This is a genomic window from Escherichia sp. WS2035, from assembly GCF_046487065.1.
GTDB lineage: Bacteria > Pseudomonadota > Gammaproteobacteria > Enterobacterales > Enterobacteriaceae > Escherichia > Escherichia coli.
This window is the reverse complement of record NZ_JBJQKD010000005.1, coordinates 91106-107256: the sequence shown is the minus strand read 5'-3', so window position 1 is coordinate 107256 and position 16151 is coordinate 91106. Positions and strand designations below refer to the sequence as shown.

Here is a 16151-nt window from a genome sequence, read left to right as displayed (position 1 = left end):
ATGTATATGCATGATTTAAAATATAAAATATATTTTTACACAGAAGGTGAATTTCTTGAAATGCTTGAGGAGATAGTAAATGCAACTAGCAAAGATAAATCCCTAAAAGGGAAAAAATTAGAAAAATATCTCGATACCTTAGTGGATCATTTCATTAAAATTACTGAACATCCTAAAAAGGGAGATCTCATTTTCTATCCTAATTCCCAAGAAGATGGTGAACCTGAAAACATCCTGAAAATCGTCAAAGAATGGCGGCGTTCACAGGGGCTACCCTTGTTTAAAGACTCTAAATAAAGTAGATAATAAAACTATATATGGAACATCATCGCATCTGGCTAATGCGATGATATTAATGACATAAAATAATAATGTGATTGCTCTTAAAAAACAGGTAAAAATACTGAAGCCTCATTAGGTTATTTTATCATTTTCCCGCTTTTACCGATACCCTTTGGCTGGAGGTGAGTCAGTATCCGGAGTTGATAGCGCAGTTTTCAAGCGGTAATCAAACACGTATAAAACAAGGATTAATCGCAAAAGCACCACTTGAAGGTTGGCATTATGGCACTAAAGAAATCGTTAAAAAATTCCACATATATCATCGTGTTGCGATTGAATATAGTGGCGGAATTTACGATATTGATAATTTAAGGAGGGCACACCTCATTTGCATGATGAAATTTATTACAGGAGATAGTTAAATGTATAATTTTAAAGATAAAATAGAAGATTACACAGAGCGGGAATTCATTGAGTTGCTTGGCGAGTTTACAAATCCAACCGGGGATAACGCTCAATTAAAAGGGGAAGTGCTTGACAAATATTGGGATGATCTAGAAGAACATCTTACCAGAATTACACAACATCCGTTGATGAGCGATCTTATCTACTATCCTGCAAAGAAGGGAGATGATGAACCTGAAAACATCCTGAAAATCGTCAAAGAATGGCGGCGTTCGCAAGGATTGCCTTTGTTCAAAGATTCAGAATGAACTCTAAACAGAATCTGTCACCTGAAAATCATCACGTTCTGGTTAAGTGATGATTTTCGCTACGAGAAGGTTATGGTGGCGATTGCAGTGATAATAAGCAATGTAAAAAGAAAACATAGGTAAATACTACCTTTCTCTCCTTCCCTGAACATTCATTTTACATATTAATTCACATAATTGAATTGTTATGCGTTTTGTTGCTTGGTGAATCGGTTCAGAGGAAATATTTTTTCGTTTCAATTCTGTTAAGGTCACCCCTTGATGGGTAAATTTAACATTTGTGCATAGTTACAACTTTGAAACGTTATATATGTCAAGTTGTTAAAATGTGCGCAGTTTCATGATTTCAATCAAAACCTGTATGGACATAAGGTGAATACTTTGTTACTTTAGCGTCACAGACATGAAATTGGTAAGACCAATTGACTTCGGCAAGTGGCTTAAGACAGGAACTCATGGCCTACAGCAAAATCCGCCAACCAAAACTCTCCGATGTGATTGAGCAGCAACTGGAGTTTTTGATCCTCGAAGGCACTCTCCGCCCGGGCGAAAAACTCCCACCGGAACGCGAACTGGCAAAACAGTTCGACGTCTCCCGTCCCTCTTTGCGTGAGGCGATTCAACGCCTCGAAGCGAAGGGCTTGTTGCTTCGTCGCCAGGGTGGCGGCACTTTTGTCCAGAGCAGCCTCTGGCAAAGCTTCAGCGATCCGCTGGTGGAGCTGCTCTCCGACCATCCTGAATCACAGTATGACTTGCTCGAAACACGACACGCCCTGGAAGGTATCGCCGCTTATTACGCCGCGCTGCGTAGTACCGATGAAGACAAGGAACGCATCCGTGAACTCCACCATGCCATAGAGCTGGCGCAGCAGTCTGGCGATCTGGACGCGGAATCAAATGCCGTACTCCAGTATCAGATTGCCGTCACCGAAGCGGCCCACAATGTGGTTCTGCTTCATCTGCTAAGGTGTATGGAGCCGATGTTGGCTCAGAATGTCCGCCAGAACTTCGAATTGCTCTATTCGCGTCGCGAGATGCTGCCGCTGGTGAGTAGTCACCGCACCCGCATATTTGAAGCGATTATGGCCGGTAAGCCGGAAGAAGCGCGCGAAGCATCGCATCGCCATCTGGCCTTTATCGAAGAAATTTTGCTCGACAGAAGCCGTGAAGAGAGCCGCCGTGAGCGTTCTCTGCGTCGTCTGGAGCAACGAAAGAATTAGTGATTTTTCTGGTAAAAATTATCCAGAAGATGTTGTAAATCAAGCGCATATAAAAGCGCGGCAACTAAACGTAGAACCTGTCTTATTGAGCTTTCCGGCGAGAGTTCAATGGGACAGGTTCCAGAAAACTCAACGTTATTAGATAGATAAGGAATAACCCATGTCAGAACGTTTCCCAAATGACGTGGATCCGATCGAAACTCGCGACTGGCTCCAGGCGATCGAATCGGTCATCCGTGAAGAAGGTGTTGAGCGTGCTCAGTATCTGATCGACCAACTGCTTGCTGAAGCCCGCAAAGGCGGAGTCAACGTAGCTGCAGGCACCGGTATCAGCAACTACATCAACACCATCCCCGTTGAAGAACAACCGGAGTATCCGGGTAATCTGGAACTGGAACGCCGTATTCGTTCAGCTATCCGCTGGAACGCCATCATGACGGTGCTGCGTGCGTCGAAAAAAGACCTCGAACTGGGCGGCCACATGGCGTCCTTCCAGTCTTCCGCAACCATTTATGATGTGTGCTTTAACCACTTCTTCCGTGCACGCAACGAGCAGGATGGCGGCGACCTGGTTTACTTCCAGGGCCACATCTCCCCAGGCGTTTACGCTCGTGCTTTCCTGGAAGGTCGTCTGACTCAGGAGCAGCTGGATAACTTCCGTCAGGAAGTTCACGGCAATGGCCTCTCTTCCTATCCGCACCCGAAACTGATGCCGGAATTCTGGCAGTTCCCGACCGTATCTATGGGGCTGGGTCCGATTGGTGCTATTTACCAGGCTAAATTCCTGAAATATCTGGAACACCGTGGCCTGAAAGATACCTCTAAACAAACCGTTTACGCGTTCCTCGGCGACGGTGAAATGGACGAACCGGAATCCAAAGGTGCGATCACCATCGCTACCCGTGAAAAACTGGATAATCTGGTCTTCGTTATCAACTGTAACCTGCAGCGTCTTGACGGCCCGGTCACCGGTAACGGCAAGATCATCAACGAACTGGAAGGCATCTTCGAAGGTGCTGGCTGGAACGTGATCAAAGTGATGTGGGGTAGCCGTTGGGACGAACTGCTGCGTAAAGATACCAGCGGTAAACTGATCCAGCTGATGAACGAAACCGTTGACGGCGATTACCAGACCTTCAAATCGAAAGATGGTGCGTATGTTCGCGAACACTTCTTCGGTAAATATCCTGAAACCGCAGCACTGGTTGCAGACTGGACTGACGAGCAGATCTGGGCACTGAACCGTGGTGGTCACGATCCGAAGAAAATCTACGCTGCATTCAAGAAAGCGCAGGAAACCAAAGGCAAAGCGACGGTAATCCTTGCTCATACCATTAAAGGTTACGGCATGGGCGACGCGGCTGAAGGTAAAAACATCGCGCACCAGGTTAAGAAAATGAACATGGACGGCGTGCGTCACATCCGCGACCGTTTCAATGTGCCGGTGTCTGATGCAGATATCGAAAAACTGCCGTACATCACCTTCCCGGAAGGTTCTGAAGAGCATACCTATCTGCACGCTCAACGTCAGAAACTGCACGGTTATCTGCCAAGCCGCCAGCCGAACTTCACCGAGAAGCTGGAGCTGCCGAGCCTGCAAGATTTCGGCGCGCTGCTGGAAGAGCAGAGCAAAGAGATCTCTACCACTATCGCTTTCGTTCGTGCTCTGAACGTGATGCTGAAGAACAAGTCGATCAAAGATCGTCTGGTACCGATCATCGCCGACGAAGCGCGTACCTTCGGTATGGAAGGTCTGTTCCGTCAGATTGGTATTTACAGCCCGAACGGTCAGCAGTACACCCCGCAGGACCGCGAGCAGGTTGCTTACTATAAAGAAGACGAGAAAGGTCAGATTCTGCAGGAAGGGATCAACGAGCTGGGCGCAGGTTGTTCCTGGCTGGCAGCGGCGACCTCTTACAGCACCAACAATCTGCCGATGATCCCGTTCTACATCTATTACTCGATGTTCGGTTTCCAGCGTATCGGCGATCTGTGCTGGGCGGCTGGCGACCAGCAAGCGCGTGGCTTCCTGATCGGCGGTACTTCCGGTCGTACCACCCTGAACGGTGAAGGTCTGCAGCACGAAGATGGTCACAGCCATATTCAGTCGCTGACTATCCCGAACTGTATCTCTTACGACCCGGCTTACGCTTACGAAGTTGCTGTCATCATGCATGACGGTCTGGAGCGTATGTACGGTGAAAAACAAGAGAACGTTTACTACTACATCACTACGCTGAACGAAAACTACCACATGCCGGCAATGCCGGAAGGTGCTGAGGAAGGTATCCGTAAAGGTATCTACAAACTCGAAACCATTGAAGGTAGCAAAGGTAAAGTTCAGCTGCTGGGCTCCGGTTCTATCCTGCGTCACGTCCGTGAAGCGGCAGAGATCCTGGCGAAAGATTACGGCGTAGGTTCTGACGTTTATAGCGTGACTTCCTTCACCGAACTGGCGCGTGATGGTCAGGATTGTGAACGCTGGAACATGCTGCACCCGCTGGAAACTCCGCGCGTTCCGTATATCGCTCAGGTGATGAACGACGCTCCGGCAGTGGCATCTACCGACTATATGAAACTGTTCGCTGAGCAGGTCCGTACTTACGTACCGGCTGACGACTACCGCGTACTGGGTACTGATGGCTTCGGTCGTTCCGACAGCCGTGAGAACCTGCGTCACCACTTTGAAGTTGATGCTTCTTATGTCGTGGTTGCGGCGCTGGGCGAACTGGCTAAACGTGGCGAAATCGATAAGAAAGTGGTTGCTGACGCAATCGCCAAATTCAACATCGATGCAGATAAAGTTAACCCGCGTCTGGCGTAAGAGGTAAAAGAATAATGGCTATCGAAATCAAAGTACCGGACATCGGGGCTGATGAAGTTGAAATCACCGAGATCCTGGTCAAAGTGGGCGACAAAGTTGAAGCCGAACAGTCGCTGATCACCGTAGAAGGCGACAAAGCCTCTATGGAAGTACCATCTCCGCAGGCGGGTATCGTTAAAGAGATCAAAGTCTCTGTTGGCGATAAAACCCAGACCGGCGCACTGATTATGATTTTCGATTCCGCCGACGGTGCAGCAGACGCTGCACCTGCTCAGGCAGAAGAGAAGAAAGAAGCCGCTCCGGCAGCAGCACCAGCGGCTGCAGCGGCAAAAGACGTTAACGTTCCGGATATCGGCAGCGACGAAGTTGAAGTGACCGAAATCCTGGTCAAAGTGGGCGACAAAGTTGAAGCTGAACAGTCGCTGATCACCGTAGAAGGCGACAAGGCTTCTATGGAAGTTCCGGCTCCGTTTGCAGGTACCGTGAAAGAGATCAAAGTGAACGTGGGTGACAAAGTGTCTACCGGCTCGCTGATTATGGTCTTCGAAGTCGCGGGTGAAGCTGGCGCGGCAGCTCCGGCGGCTAAACAGGAAGCGGCTCCGGCAGCGGCCTCTGCACCAGCAGCTGGCGTGAAAGAAGTTAACGTTCCGGATATCGGCGGTGACGAAGTTGAAGTGACCGAAGTGATGGTGAAAGTGGGCGACAAAGTTGCCGCTGAACAGTCACTGATCACCGTAGAAGGCGATAAAGCTTCTATGGAAGTTCCGGCTCCGTTTGCAGGCGTCGTGAAGGAACTGAAAGTCAACGTTGGCGATAAAGTGAAAACTGGTTCGCTGATTATGATCTTCGAAGTTGAAGGCGCAGCGCCTGCGGCAGCTCCTGCGAAACAGGAAGCGGCAGCGCCGGCTCCGGCAGCAAAAGCTGAAGCCCCGGCAGCAGCACCGGCTGCGAAAGCCGAAGGCAAATCTGAATTTGCTGAAAACGACGCTTACGTTCACGCGACTCCGCTGATCCGCCGTCTGGCACGCGAGTTTGGCGTTAACCTGGCGAAAGTGAAGGGCACTGGCCGTAAAGGTCGTATCCTGCGCGAAGACGTTCAGGCTTACGTGAAAGAAGCAATCAAACGTGCAGAAGCAGCTCCGGCGGCAACTGGCGGCGGTATCCCAGGCATGCTGCCGTGGCCTAAAGTGGACTTCAGCAAGTTTGGTGAAATCGAAGAAGTGGAACTGGGCCGCATTCAGAAAATCTCTGGTGCTAACCTGAGCCGTAACTGGGTGATGATCCCGCACGTTACTCACTTCGACAAAACCGATATCACTGAGCTGGAAGCGTTCCGTAAACAGCAGAACGAAGAAGCAGCGAAACGTAAGCTGGATGTGAAGATCACCCCGGTTGTCTTCATCATGAAAGCCGTTGCTGCAGCTCTTGAGCAGATGCCTCGCTTCAACAGTTCGCTGTCGGAAGACGGTCAGCGTCTGACCCTGAAGAAATACATCAACATCGGTGTGGCGGTGGATACCCCGAACGGTCTGGTTGTCCCGGTATTCAAAGACGTCAACAAGAAAGGCATCATCGAGCTGTCTCGCGAGCTGATGACTATTTCTAAGAAAGCGCGTGACGGTAAGCTGACTGCGGGCGAAATGCAGGGCGGTTGCTTCACCATCTCGAGCATCGGCGGCCTGGGTACTACCCACTTCGCGCCGATTGTGAATGCGCCGGAAGTGGCTATCCTCGGCGTTTCCAAGTCCGCGATGGAGCCGGTGTGGAATGGTAAAGAGTTCGTGCCGCGTCTGATGCTGCCGATTTCTCTCTCCTTCGACCACCGCGTGATCGACGGTGCTGATGGTGCCCGTTTCATTACCATCATTAACAACACGCTGTCTGACATTCGCCGTCTGGTGATGTAAGTAAAAGAGCCGGCCCAACGGCCGGCTTTTTTCTGGTAATCTCATGAATGTATTGAGGTTATTAGCGAATAGACAAATCGGTTGCCGTTTGTTGTTTAAAAATTGTTAACAATTTTGTAAAATACCGACGGATAGAACGACCCGGTGGATAATGGGCGTCATAAAAAAAACGTCAGACCCGCCGGAGATAAATATATAGAGGTCATGATGAGTACTGAAATCAAAACTCAGGTCGTGGTACTTGGGGCAGGCCCCGCAGGTTACTCCGCTGCCTTCCGTTGCGCTGATTTAGGTCTGGAAACCGTAATCGTAGAACGTTACAACACCCTTGGCGGTGTTTGCCTGAACGTCGGCTGTATCCCTTCTAAAGCACTGCTGCACGTAGCAAAAGTTATCGAAGAAGCCAAAGCGCTGGCTGAACACGGTATCGTCTTCGGCGAACCGAAAACCGATATCGACAAGATTCGTACCTGGAAAGAGAAAGTGATCAATCAGCTGACCGGTGGTCTGGCTGGTATGGCGAAAGGCCGCAAAGTCAAAGTGGTCAACGGTCTGGGTAAATTCACCGGGGCTAACACCCTGGAAGTTGAAGGTGAGAACGGTAAAACCGTGATCAACTTCGACAACGCGATCATTGCAGCGGGTTCTCGCCCGATTCAACTGCCGTTTATTCCGCATGAAGATCCGCGTATCTGGGACTCCACTGACGCGCTGGAACTGAAAGAAGTACCAGAACGCCTGCTGGTAATGGGTGGCGGTATCATCGGTCTGGAAATGGGCACCGTATACCACGCGCTGGGTTCACAGATTGACGTGGTTGAAATGTTCGACCAGGTCATCCCGGCAGCTGATAAAGACATCGTTAAAGTCTTTACCAAGCGTATCAGCAAGAAATTCAACCTGATGCTGGAAACCAAAGTTACCGCCGTTGAAGCGAAAGAAGACGGCATTTATGTGACGATGGAAGGCAAAAAAGCACCCGCTGAACCGCAGCGTTACGACGCCGTGCTGGTAGCGATTGGTCGTGTGCCGAACGGTAAAAACCTCGACGCAGGCAAAGCTGGCGTGGAAGTTGACGACCGTGGTTTCATCCGCGTTGACAAACAGCTGCGTACCAACGTACCGCACATCTTTGCTATCGGCGATATCGTCGGTCAGCCAATGCTGGCACACAAAGGTGTTCACGAAGGTCACGTTGCCGCTGAAGTTATCGCCGGTAAAAAACATTACTTCGATCCGAAAGTTATCCCGTCCATCGCCTATACCGAACCAGAAGTTGCATGGGTAGGTCTGACTGAGAAAGAAGCGAAAGAGAAAGGCATCAGCTACGAAACCGCCACCTTCCCGTGGGCTGCTTCTGGTCGTGCTATCGCTTCCGACTGCGCAGACGGTATGACCAAGCTGATTTTCGACAAAGAATCTCACCGTGTGATCGGTGGTGCGATTGTCGGCACTAACGGCGGCGAGTTGCTGGGTGAAATCGGCTTGGCAATCGAAATGGGTTGTGACGCTGAAGACATCGCACTGACCATCCATGCGCACCCGACTCTGCACGAGTCTGTGGGCCTGGCGGCAGAAGTGTTCGAAGGTAGCATTACCGACCTGCCGAACCCGAAAGCGAAGAAGAAGTAATTTTTCGTTTGCCGGAACATCCGGCAATTAAAAAAGCGGCTAACCACGCCGCTTTTTTTACGTCTGCAATTTACCTTTCCAGTCTTCTTGCCCCACGTTCAGAGAGACGTTCGCGTACTGCTGACCGCTGCTCGTTATTCAGCCTGGCAGTACGGTTACTGTCGTTTAGACGTTGCGGGCGGCTCTCCTGAACTTTCTCCCGAAAAAACGGACGTTGTTCAGGTGATGCCGATTGAACACGCTGGCGGGCGTTATCACGTTGCTCTTGGTTCAGTGGGCGCTGCTGTACTTTTTCCTTAAACACCTGGCGCTGCTCAGGCGACGCGGACTGAATACGCTGACGTGCTGCATCTCTTTGCTGTTGATTCTGCGGGCTAGTCTGCATTTTCTCACGGGCCGCCTGGCGCTGCTCAGGTGAGGCAGACTGATAACGCTGGCGAGCGGCGTCCTTTTGCTGCTGGGTCAGTGGTTGGTGGCGGCTGAACTCGCGGAAGTCGTCATAATTGCCATAGTGTTCCGCTTCATTAAACCGCTGTGCCGCTGCCTGACGTTGGGTATCTCGCGTAATGACGGGGGCGGCGTGTGTTCGTTGCTGAAACTGACTTGCTGCCGCCTGACGCTGGCTGTCGCGCGATAGAGCAGGTAACTGCGTGGCGCTCATTCCGCCGTTGACATCGGTTTGATGAAACCGCTTTGCCATATCCTGATCATGATAGGTCACACCATTACGGTAGTTTGGATTGTGCCGCCATGCCATATTCTTATCAGTAAGATGCTCACCGGTGATACGGTTGAAATTGTTGACGTCGATATTGATGTTGTCGCCGTTGTGTTGCCAGTCATTACCGTCACGATGACCGCCATCGTGGTGATGATAATCATCATCGTCATGATGATGATGGTCATGGTCATGATCGTCGTCGTCCCAGTCGATGCTGCTGAATAGTGCGTATGTGGTAGCAACGCCCATGCTATAGCCGAATCCGCGCACAAAGCTGTCAACAAACGGTTCTCCGGCTGGCGGCGGCAGATAAACTGGTGGATAAGCGGTATTGGCCCAACTGCCGTAAACCACGTTTGGGTTGTAGTTCGGAATATAAACCACATCCGGATTGGCTGGCTCAATGGTTATTACGGTCGGTGCAGGTTCTGCGACGACGGGGCTGGACGTAGAAACGGTATTTGATTGTGTGGCAGGGGCGTTGGCGGGCTGATTTACCGGTACGACTTTTTTCGTTGTCGTGATGATCTTTTGTTCAGTTGATGACTTCAGCGAGCCGGTTTGTTGCGCCAGTTGCCGCAATCGCTGTACCGAGTCCATCACGTCCTGCGGCTGCGCCAGAAAAGCATCGCCCAGGTTTTGCACCCATTGCGGGTTTTCGCCCATCAATGCCATCAACTGTGGAAAGGCCACCAGTGATTTGACGCTGGCGTCCCAGGGCTGGTCAGATACCGCCTGAATAGCAGCATCGCCTTGTTTAAGTGGATTATCGTGCGACCATTGCACTGCTTGAGCAACGTTTGCCGGATAGGTTGATGCCATTAACACTTGTGAAAGCAGAGAGTCGGGGTATAGCGCGACAGGTGCAACCCATTGATCTATTTGAGCAGTGCTGAATGCGGATTTGACGACGGCAGGTGTTACAGGAGGCACGGAAACCGTTGCTGGAAGCGTAACTGCGGAGATGTCAGGCGCAGTCTGTTGTGTCGATTGCGCTTCCACAGGCGCTTCCACTGTGCGGCTTTTTATATATAGCCCGGCAGAGGCGGCACAGAGCCCGGCACTGCAAATTAGCGCCAGCACATGGGGTTTAAACGGCAAAGTCATTTTCATAATTCGGATCTCAAGGAAATCGCAATGGTCGGCGAACTGCCACCCGCAGGTGCTGTGAATCCGAGTATAAAGAGGCCGTAGTTTAAATTTTGACTAATCTTGGGATTCGTTGAGAAAGGTGATTATCACCATGCGAATTAACGAAGTTTTTACGGAGGGAAATAATCTCTAGACCATCCTTAACGATTCAGCCACTTTTTATGTTGCTTTTTTGTAAACAGATTAACACATCGTCAAAATCCTGCTATTCTGCCCGTTGCGGTACTGGGCATTTACCCTACAAACTGCTGTCTCACAGGAGCGTGAAGAGAATCGCCTGCCGCACTATGACAATGAGAGCGAGGAGAACCGTCGTGCTAGAAGAATACCGTAAGCACGTAGCTGAGCGTGCCGCTGAGGGGATTGCGCCCAAACCCCTGGATGCAAACCAAATGGCCGCGCTTGTAGAGCTGCTGAAAAACCCGCCCGCGGGCGAAGAAGAATTCCTGTTAGATCTGTTAACCAACCGTGTTCCCCCTGGCGTCGATGAAGCCGCCTATGTCAAAGCAGGCTTCCTGGCTGCTGTCGCCAAAGGTGAAGCCAAATCCCCACTGCTGACTCCGGAAAAAGCCATTGAACTGCTGGGCACTATGCAGGGTGGTTACAACATTCATCCGCTGATCGACGCGCTGGATGATGCCAAACTGGCACCGATCGCTGCCAAAGCACTTTCTCACACACTGCTGATGTTCGATAACTTCTATGACGTAGAAGAGAAAGCCAAAGCAGGTAACGAATATGCGAAGCAGGTAATGCAGTCCTGGGCGGATGCCGAATGGTTCCTGAATCGCCCGGCGCTGGCTGAAAAACTGACCGTTACCGTCTTCAAAGTGACCGGCGAAACCAACACCGATGACCTTTCTCCGGCACCGGATGCGTGGTCACGCCCGGATATCCCACTGCACGCGCTGGCGATGCTGAAAAACGCCCGTGAAGGTATTGAGCCAGATCAGCCTGGTGTTGTTGGCCCGATCAAACAGATTGAAGCTCTGCAACAGAAAGGTTTCCCGCTGGCGTACGTCGGTGACGTTGTGGGTACGGGGTCATCGCGTAAATCCGCCACGAACTCCGTTCTGTGGTTTATGGGCGATGATATTCCACATGTGCCGAACAAACGCGGCGGTGGTTTGTGCCTCGGCGGTAAAATTGCACCAATCTTCTTTAACACGATGGAAGACGCGGGTGCACTGCCAATCGAAGTCGACGTCTCTAACCTGAACATGGGCGACGTAATTGACGTTTACCCGTACAAAGGTGAAGTGCGTAACCACGAAACCGGCGAACTGCTGGCAACCTTCGAACTGAAAACCGACGTGCTGATTGATGAAGTGCGTGCTGGCGGCCGTATTCCGCTGATTATCGGGCGTGGCCTGACCACCAAAGCGCGTGAAGCACTTGGCCTGCCGCATAGTGATGTGTTCCGTCAGGCGAAAGATGTCGCTGAGAGCGATCGCGGCTTCTCGCTGGCGCAGAAAATGGTAGGCCGTGCCTGTGGCGTGAAAGGCATTCGTCCGGGTGCGTACTGTGAACCGAAAATGACTTCTGTAGGTTCCCAGGACACCACCGGCCCGATGACCCGTGATGAACTGAAAGACCTGGCGTGCCTGGGCTTCTCGGCTGACCTGGTGATGCAGTCTTTCTGCCACACCGCGGCGTATCCGAAGCCAGTTGACGTGAACACGCACCACACGCTGCCGGACTTCATTATGAACCGTGGCGGTGTGTCGCTGCGTCCGGGGGACGGCGTCATTCACTCCTGGCTGAACCGTATGCTGCTGCCGGATACCGTCGGTACCGGTGGTGACTCCCATACCCGTTTCCCGATCGGTATCTCTTTCCCGGCGGGTTCTGGTCTGGTGGCATTTGCAGCCGCAACAGGCGTAATGCCGCTGGATATGCCGGAATCCGTTCTGGTACGCTTCAAAGGCAAAATGCAGCCGGGTATCACCCTGCGCGATCTGGTACACGCCATTCCGCTGTATGCAATCAAACAAGGTCTGCTGACCGTTGAGAAGAAAGGTAAGAAAAACATCTTCTCTGGCCGTATTCTGGAAATTGAAGGTCTGCCGGATCTGAAAGTTGAGCAGGCATTTGAGCTGACCGATGCGTCTGCCGAGCGTTCTGCTGCCGGTTGTACCATCAAGCTGAACAAAGAACCGATCATTGAATACCTGAACTCTAACATCGTCCTGCTGAAGTGGATGATCGCGGAAGGTTACGGCGATCGTCGTACCCTGGAGCGTCGTATTCAGGGCATGGAAAAATGGCTGGCGAATCCTGAGCTGCTGGAAGCCGATGCAGATGCGGAATACGCGGCAGTGATCGACATCGATCTGGCGGATATCAAAGAGCCAATCCTCTGTGCACCGAATGACCCGGACGACGCACGTCCGCTGTCTGCGGTACAGGGCGAGAAGATCGACGAAGTATTTATCGGTTCTTGCATGACTAACATCGGTCACTTCCGTGCTGCTGGTAAACTGCTGGATGCGCACAAAGGTCAGTTGCCGACCCGCCTGTGGGTGGCACCGCCAACGCGTATGGACGCTGCGCAGCTGACCGAAGAAGGCTACTACAGCGTCTTCGGTAAGAGTGGTGCTCGTATCGAGATCCCTGGCTGTTCCCTGTGTATGGGTAACCAGGCGCGTGTAGCAGACGGTGCGACGGTGGTTTCCACCTCTACCCGTAACTTCCCGAACCGTTTGGGTACTGGCGCGAATGTCTTCCTGGCTTCTGCGGAACTGGCTGCTGTTGCGGCGCTGATTGGCAAACTGCCGACGCCGGAAGAGTACCAGACCTACGTGGCGCAAGTAGATAAAACTGCCGTTGATACTTACCGTTATCTGAACTTCGACCAGCTTTCTCAGTACACCGAAAAAGCGGACGGGGTGATTTTCCAGACTGCGGTTTAATAAGTAAGCGCACGCGCTGCGCATAAACGACACAATGCCCGGTGAATGAGATTCCCGGGCATTTTTTATTTCTAAACCATCGCCGTTCCGCTGTTTTTCTCCGGTAAGACTGCGATAATTACATCAATGGCGCAATGCGATTTCGGCGCATTGCCGGGAGCAGAGGAACACACTATGGATTACGAATTTCTGCGCGATATTACCGGAGTGGTAAAGGTGCGCATGTCCATGGGGCATGAAGTGGTCGGGCACTGGTTTAATGAAGAGGTGAAAGAAAACCTGGCCTTGCTTGATGAAGTGGAACAAGCGGCGCACGCATTGAAAGGTAGCGAACGTTCCTGGCAACGGGCAGGGCATGAATACACGCTATGGATGGATGGTGAAGAGGTGATGGTTCGCGCCAATCAACTGGAATTCGCTGGCGATGAAATGGAAGAGGGGATGAACTACTACGATGAAGAGAGCTTGTCACTGTGTGGCGTTGAGGATTTTCTTCAGGTGGTGGCGGCTTACCGTAATTTCGTGCAGCAGAAGTAAGTAAATCAGGCGGAGCCTCCGTGCTCCGCCTGAGACGTTAAACAGCGGGCATATTGCGCCCGTAATAAATCTCGCGCATTTCTTTCCACAGCGCAGCGGTAATTTCCTGGCGCTCGCTGTCGGTTAAATCTTCCGGTTTGGTGTGGAACATGTAGTGCTTAAGGTCGAACTCTTTAAGCAACATCTTGGTATGGAAGATATTCTCCTGATAGACGTTCACATCCACCATGTCATACAGCGCCTTCATATCGTCAGACATAAAGTTCTGAATCGAATTAATCTCATGGTCGATAAAGTGCTTCATACCGTTAATGTCGCGAGTAAAACCGCGCACGCGATAATCAATAGTCACAATATCGGACTCAAGCTGGTGGATCAGGTAATTCAGCGCCTTCAGCGGAGAAATCACGCCGCAGGTAGAGACTTCAATATCGGCGCGGAAGGTACATAAACCGCCTTCAGGATGACTTTCCGGGTAGGTATGTACGCAAATATGACTTTTATCGAGATGGGCAACGACCGTTTCTGGCAGTGGGCCGGGGTGTTCTGTTTTGTCGATAAGTTTCGGGTCGACCGGTTCTTCACTCACCAGAATAGTGACGCTGGCACCTTGTGGTTCGTAATCCTGGCGGGCGATGTTAAGAATATTGGCCCCGATAATGGAACAGGTTTCTGACAGGATTTCGGTCAGACGGTTGGCATTATAGAGTTCATCGATATAAGCAATATAACCGTCGCGCTCTTCGGTAGTTTTGGCGTAGCAGATATCGTAAATACAAAAACTCAGACTTTTGGTCAGATTATTAAAGCCATGCAGTTTCAGTTTTTTCAATTTCTTATCTTCTCCTTAGGACGGCTGTGAAGCCAGTGCATCTTGCAGATACTGGGGTAAGGCAAAAGCTGCCGTATGGACTGCCGGATTGTAATAACGGCATTTCAGGCCAGAAGCGAGAAAACGCGCCTGAATAATTTCGGTTGAAAGATGGCGTAAGGCGTCGTTATCTGTCGCCCATGCAAAGGTCATGATGCCGCCGTAATAGGTCGGGATCGCCGCCTGATAAAAGCCAACATCGCTGAAGTAATGGCTGAGTTTGCGATGACTGTCGATGGCCTCTTCCTGCTGTAAAAAGCAGACGCCGTTCTGCGCAACGAAAATACCGCCAGGATTCAGGCAACGTTTGCAGCCTTCATAAAATGCCGAAGTGAACAGACTTTCGCCGGGACCGATAGGATCGGTGCAGTCGGAGATAATGACATCAAAGGTCTGGCTGGTTTGATTAACGAAATTGACGCCATCGTCGATCACCAGCTTAAAGCGCGGATCGTCGTAACTACCGGCGTTATGGTTGGGAAGATACTGACGGCAGAACGACACGACACCCGCATCGATTTCCACCATCGTGATTGACTCAACGTTTTTATGTCGGGTTACTTCACGCAGCATGGCACCGTCGCCGCCGCCGATAATCAGCACATGTTTCGCGTGACCGTGGGCCAGTAGCGGAACATGGGTCATCATCTCATGATAGATAAACTCGTCGCGCTCGGTGGTTTGTACTACGCCATCCAGCGCCATTACGCGACCAAATGCGGCGTTCTCAAAAATGATCAGATCCTGGTGATCGGTCTTTTCATGATACAGAACGTTATCTACCGCAAAGTACTGCCCAAACTGGTCGTGTAGCGTTTCATGCCACTGTTTTTTTTCGGCCATGGGTTGATACCTCCTTTGTTAACACCCGTAAAAAAATGGCGCAACATAATAGCTAACATTGACCGCGGATGCACGGTCAATATTTCTACAAAAAGGTATCAGGGATTATTTGACGTAGGCAAGCAGGCTTAAGGAATCGCGGGCCAGGGCTTTGCACTTTTTAGCGACGGGAATGCCAATGCCACTGAGATCGCGGTAGCTGTCTTCACCGAGGGCTTTCATGTCGAAGGTGTCGTAATTACTGAGATCCCACTGGTTTTGCTGGGCGAAAAAGACCAGCGCGCGACGAATTTGCCCGTTAGGTAAGTTCTGGTAACCACAATCGTTCTTCAGAAAAACAAAAACTGCCGTTAAATCGGCCATATCTTCGGCTTCAGACTCGCTGAGCGCGTAACTGTTTGCGCAAACGGCCATCAGGCTGCCGAATAACACTGTTCTGAAAAACGTCTTCATTGCTTCTACCAGGGGCTTAAAGAAGATAAACGTTAGCACACTGCGAGCGAGGCGACGACCATTATTGTCGATTAAATTGTGTCT

At 51.0% G+C, this 16151-nt stretch carries 13 protein-coding genes; 9 read left to right on the top strand and 4 right to left on the bottom strand.

Going from position 1 to position 16151, the window contains the following annotated elements:
* Window positions 1-6: 6 nt before the first annotated feature.
* From ACJHX4_RS10845 to lpdA, 7 genes are all read left to right on the top strand, one after another.
* On the top strand, window positions 7-297 hold the full coding sequence (locus tag ACJHX4_RS10845) for a bacteriocin immunity protein (protein WP_000543776.1): 291 nt from the start codon (window positions 7-9) through the stop codon (window positions 295-297).
* A 167-nt stretch (window positions 298-464) separates the two neighbouring features.
* A complete protein-coding gene (locus tag ACJHX4_RS10840) occupies window positions 465-704 on the top strand; it encodes a hypothetical protein (protein WP_001311382.1) in 240 nt (79 codons plus the stop codon).
* Window positions 705-995, top strand: coding sequence for a bacteriocin immunity protein (locus tag ACJHX4_RS10835; protein WP_000282229.1), 291 nt, complete (start codon window positions 705-707; stop codon window positions 993-995).
* A 455-nt stretch (window positions 996-1450) separates the two neighbouring features.
* Entirely contained in the window at window positions 1451-2215 is a 765-nt protein-coding gene (gene pdhR / locus ACJHX4_RS10830; protein ID WP_000331776.1) for a pyruvate dehydrogenase complex transcriptional repressor PdhR, read from the top strand.
* Between the two features lie 160 nt (window positions 2216-2375).
* Window positions 2376-5039: a pyruvate dehydrogenase (acetyl-transferring), homodimeric type gene (gene aceE, locus ACJHX4_RS10825; RefSeq protein ID WP_000003820.1), complete on the top strand. Its 2664-nt coding sequence runs from the start codon at window positions 2376-2378 to the stop codon at window positions 5037-5039.
* Window positions 5040-5053: 14 nt separating this feature from the next.
* Window positions 5054-6946 carry a pyruvate dehydrogenase complex dihydrolipoyllysine-residue acetyltransferase gene (gene aceF / locus ACJHX4_RS10820; RefSeq protein ID WP_000963539.1) on the top strand — a complete coding sequence of 631 codons (1893 nt, stop codon included), beginning with the start codon at window positions 5054-5056 and terminating at the stop codon, window positions 6944-6946.
* 207 nt (window positions 6947-7153) lie between these two features.
* Window positions 7154-8578, top strand: coding sequence for a dihydrolipoyl dehydrogenase (gene lpdA / locus ACJHX4_RS10815; protein WP_000102485.1), 1425 nt, complete (start codon window positions 7154-7156; stop codon window positions 8576-8578).
* Window positions 8579-8648: 70 nt separating this feature from the next.
* Here lpdA and ACJHX4_RS10810 read toward each other — a convergent pair whose 3' ends face one another.
* Window positions 8649-10412 carry a DUF3300 domain-containing protein gene (locus ACJHX4_RS10810; RefSeq protein ID WP_000784417.1) on the bottom strand — a complete coding sequence of 588 codons (1764 nt, stop codon included), beginning with the start codon at window positions 10410-10412 and terminating at the stop codon, window positions 8649-8651.
* A 353-nt stretch (window positions 10413-10765) separates the two neighbouring features.
* Between ACJHX4_RS10810 and acnB the strand changes: the two genes are divergently transcribed.
* Window positions 10766-13363, top strand: a complete 2598-nt coding sequence (gene acnB / locus ACJHX4_RS10805) for a bifunctional aconitate hydratase 2/2-methylisocitrate dehydratase (protein ID WP_001295775.1) — start codon at window positions 10766-10768, stop codon at window positions 13361-13363.
* A 174-nt stretch (window positions 13364-13537) separates the two neighbouring features.
* Window positions 13538-13900 carry a protein YacL gene (yacL, locus tag ACJHX4_RS10800; protein WP_000384306.1) on the top strand — a complete coding sequence of 121 codons (363 nt, stop codon included), beginning with the start codon at window positions 13538-13540 and terminating at the stop codon, window positions 13898-13900.
* Between the two features lie 37 nt (window positions 13901-13937).
* Here the strand turns inward: yacL and speD are convergent, their stop codons facing one another.
* The 3 genes from speD to ACJHX4_RS10785 all read right to left on the bottom strand — a co-directional run bounded on the left by speD (window position 13938) and on the right by ACJHX4_RS10785 (window position 16067).
* The gene (gene speD, locus ACJHX4_RS10795; RefSeq protein ID WP_000734300.1) at window positions 13938-14732 is read right to left on the bottom strand and encodes an adenosylmethionine decarboxylase; all 795 of its coding nucleotides are present in this window, start codon (window positions 14730-14732) and stop codon (window positions 13938-13940) included.
* Window positions 14733-14747: 15 nt separating this feature from the next.
* On the bottom strand, window positions 14748-15614 hold the full coding sequence (gene speE, locus ACJHX4_RS10790; protein WP_000818414.1) for a polyamine aminopropyltransferase: 867 nt from the start codon (window positions 15612-15614) through the stop codon (window positions 14748-14750).
* Between the two features lie 105 nt (window positions 15615-15719).
* Window positions 15720-16067, bottom strand: a complete 348-nt coding sequence (locus tag ACJHX4_RS10785; protein ID WP_001295568.1) for a YacC family pilotin-like protein — start codon at window positions 16065-16067, stop codon at window positions 15720-15722.
* Between the last annotated feature and the right edge of the window lie 84 nt (window positions 16068-16151).

Excerpts from the sequence above, each read along its gene's own strand:
- ACJHX4_RS10835 (WP_000282229.1), top strand. The coding sequence starts at position 705 with ATGTATAATTTTAAAGATAAAATAGAAGATTACACAGAGCGGGAATTC.
- aceE (WP_000003820.1), top strand. The coding sequence starts at position 2,376 with ATGTCAGAACGTTTCCCAAATGACGTGGATCCGATCGAAACTCGCGAC.
- aceF (WP_000963539.1), top strand. The coding sequence starts at position 5,054 with ATGGCTATCGAAATCAAAGTACCGGACATCGGGGCTGATGAAGTTGAA.
- ACJHX4_RS10785 (WP_001295568.1), bottom strand. The coding sequence starts at position 16,067 with ATGAAGACGTTTTTCAGAACAGTGTTATTCGGCAGCCTGATGGCCGTT.
- speE (WP_000818414.1), bottom strand. The coding sequence starts at position 15,614 with ATGGCCGAAAAAAAACAGTGGCATGAAACGCTACACGACCAGTTTGGG.
- pdhR (WP_000331776.1), top strand. The coding sequence starts at position 1,451 with ATGGCCTACAGCAAAATCCGCCAACCAAAACTCTCCGATGTGATTGAG.
- lpdA (WP_000102485.1), top strand. The coding sequence starts at position 7,154 with ATGAGTACTGAAATCAAAACTCAGGTCGTGGTACTTGGGGCAGGCCCC.
- yacL (WP_000384306.1), top strand. The coding sequence starts at position 13,538 with ATGGATTACGAATTTCTGCGCGATATTACCGGAGTGGTAAAGGTGCGC.
- ACJHX4_RS10810 (WP_000784417.1), bottom strand. The coding sequence starts at position 10,412 with ATGAAAATGACTTTGCCGTTTAAACCCCATGTGCTGGCGCTAATTTGC.
- ACJHX4_RS10845 (WP_000543776.1), top strand. The coding sequence starts at position 7 with ATGCATGATTTAAAATATAAAATATATTTTTACACAGAAGGTGAATTT.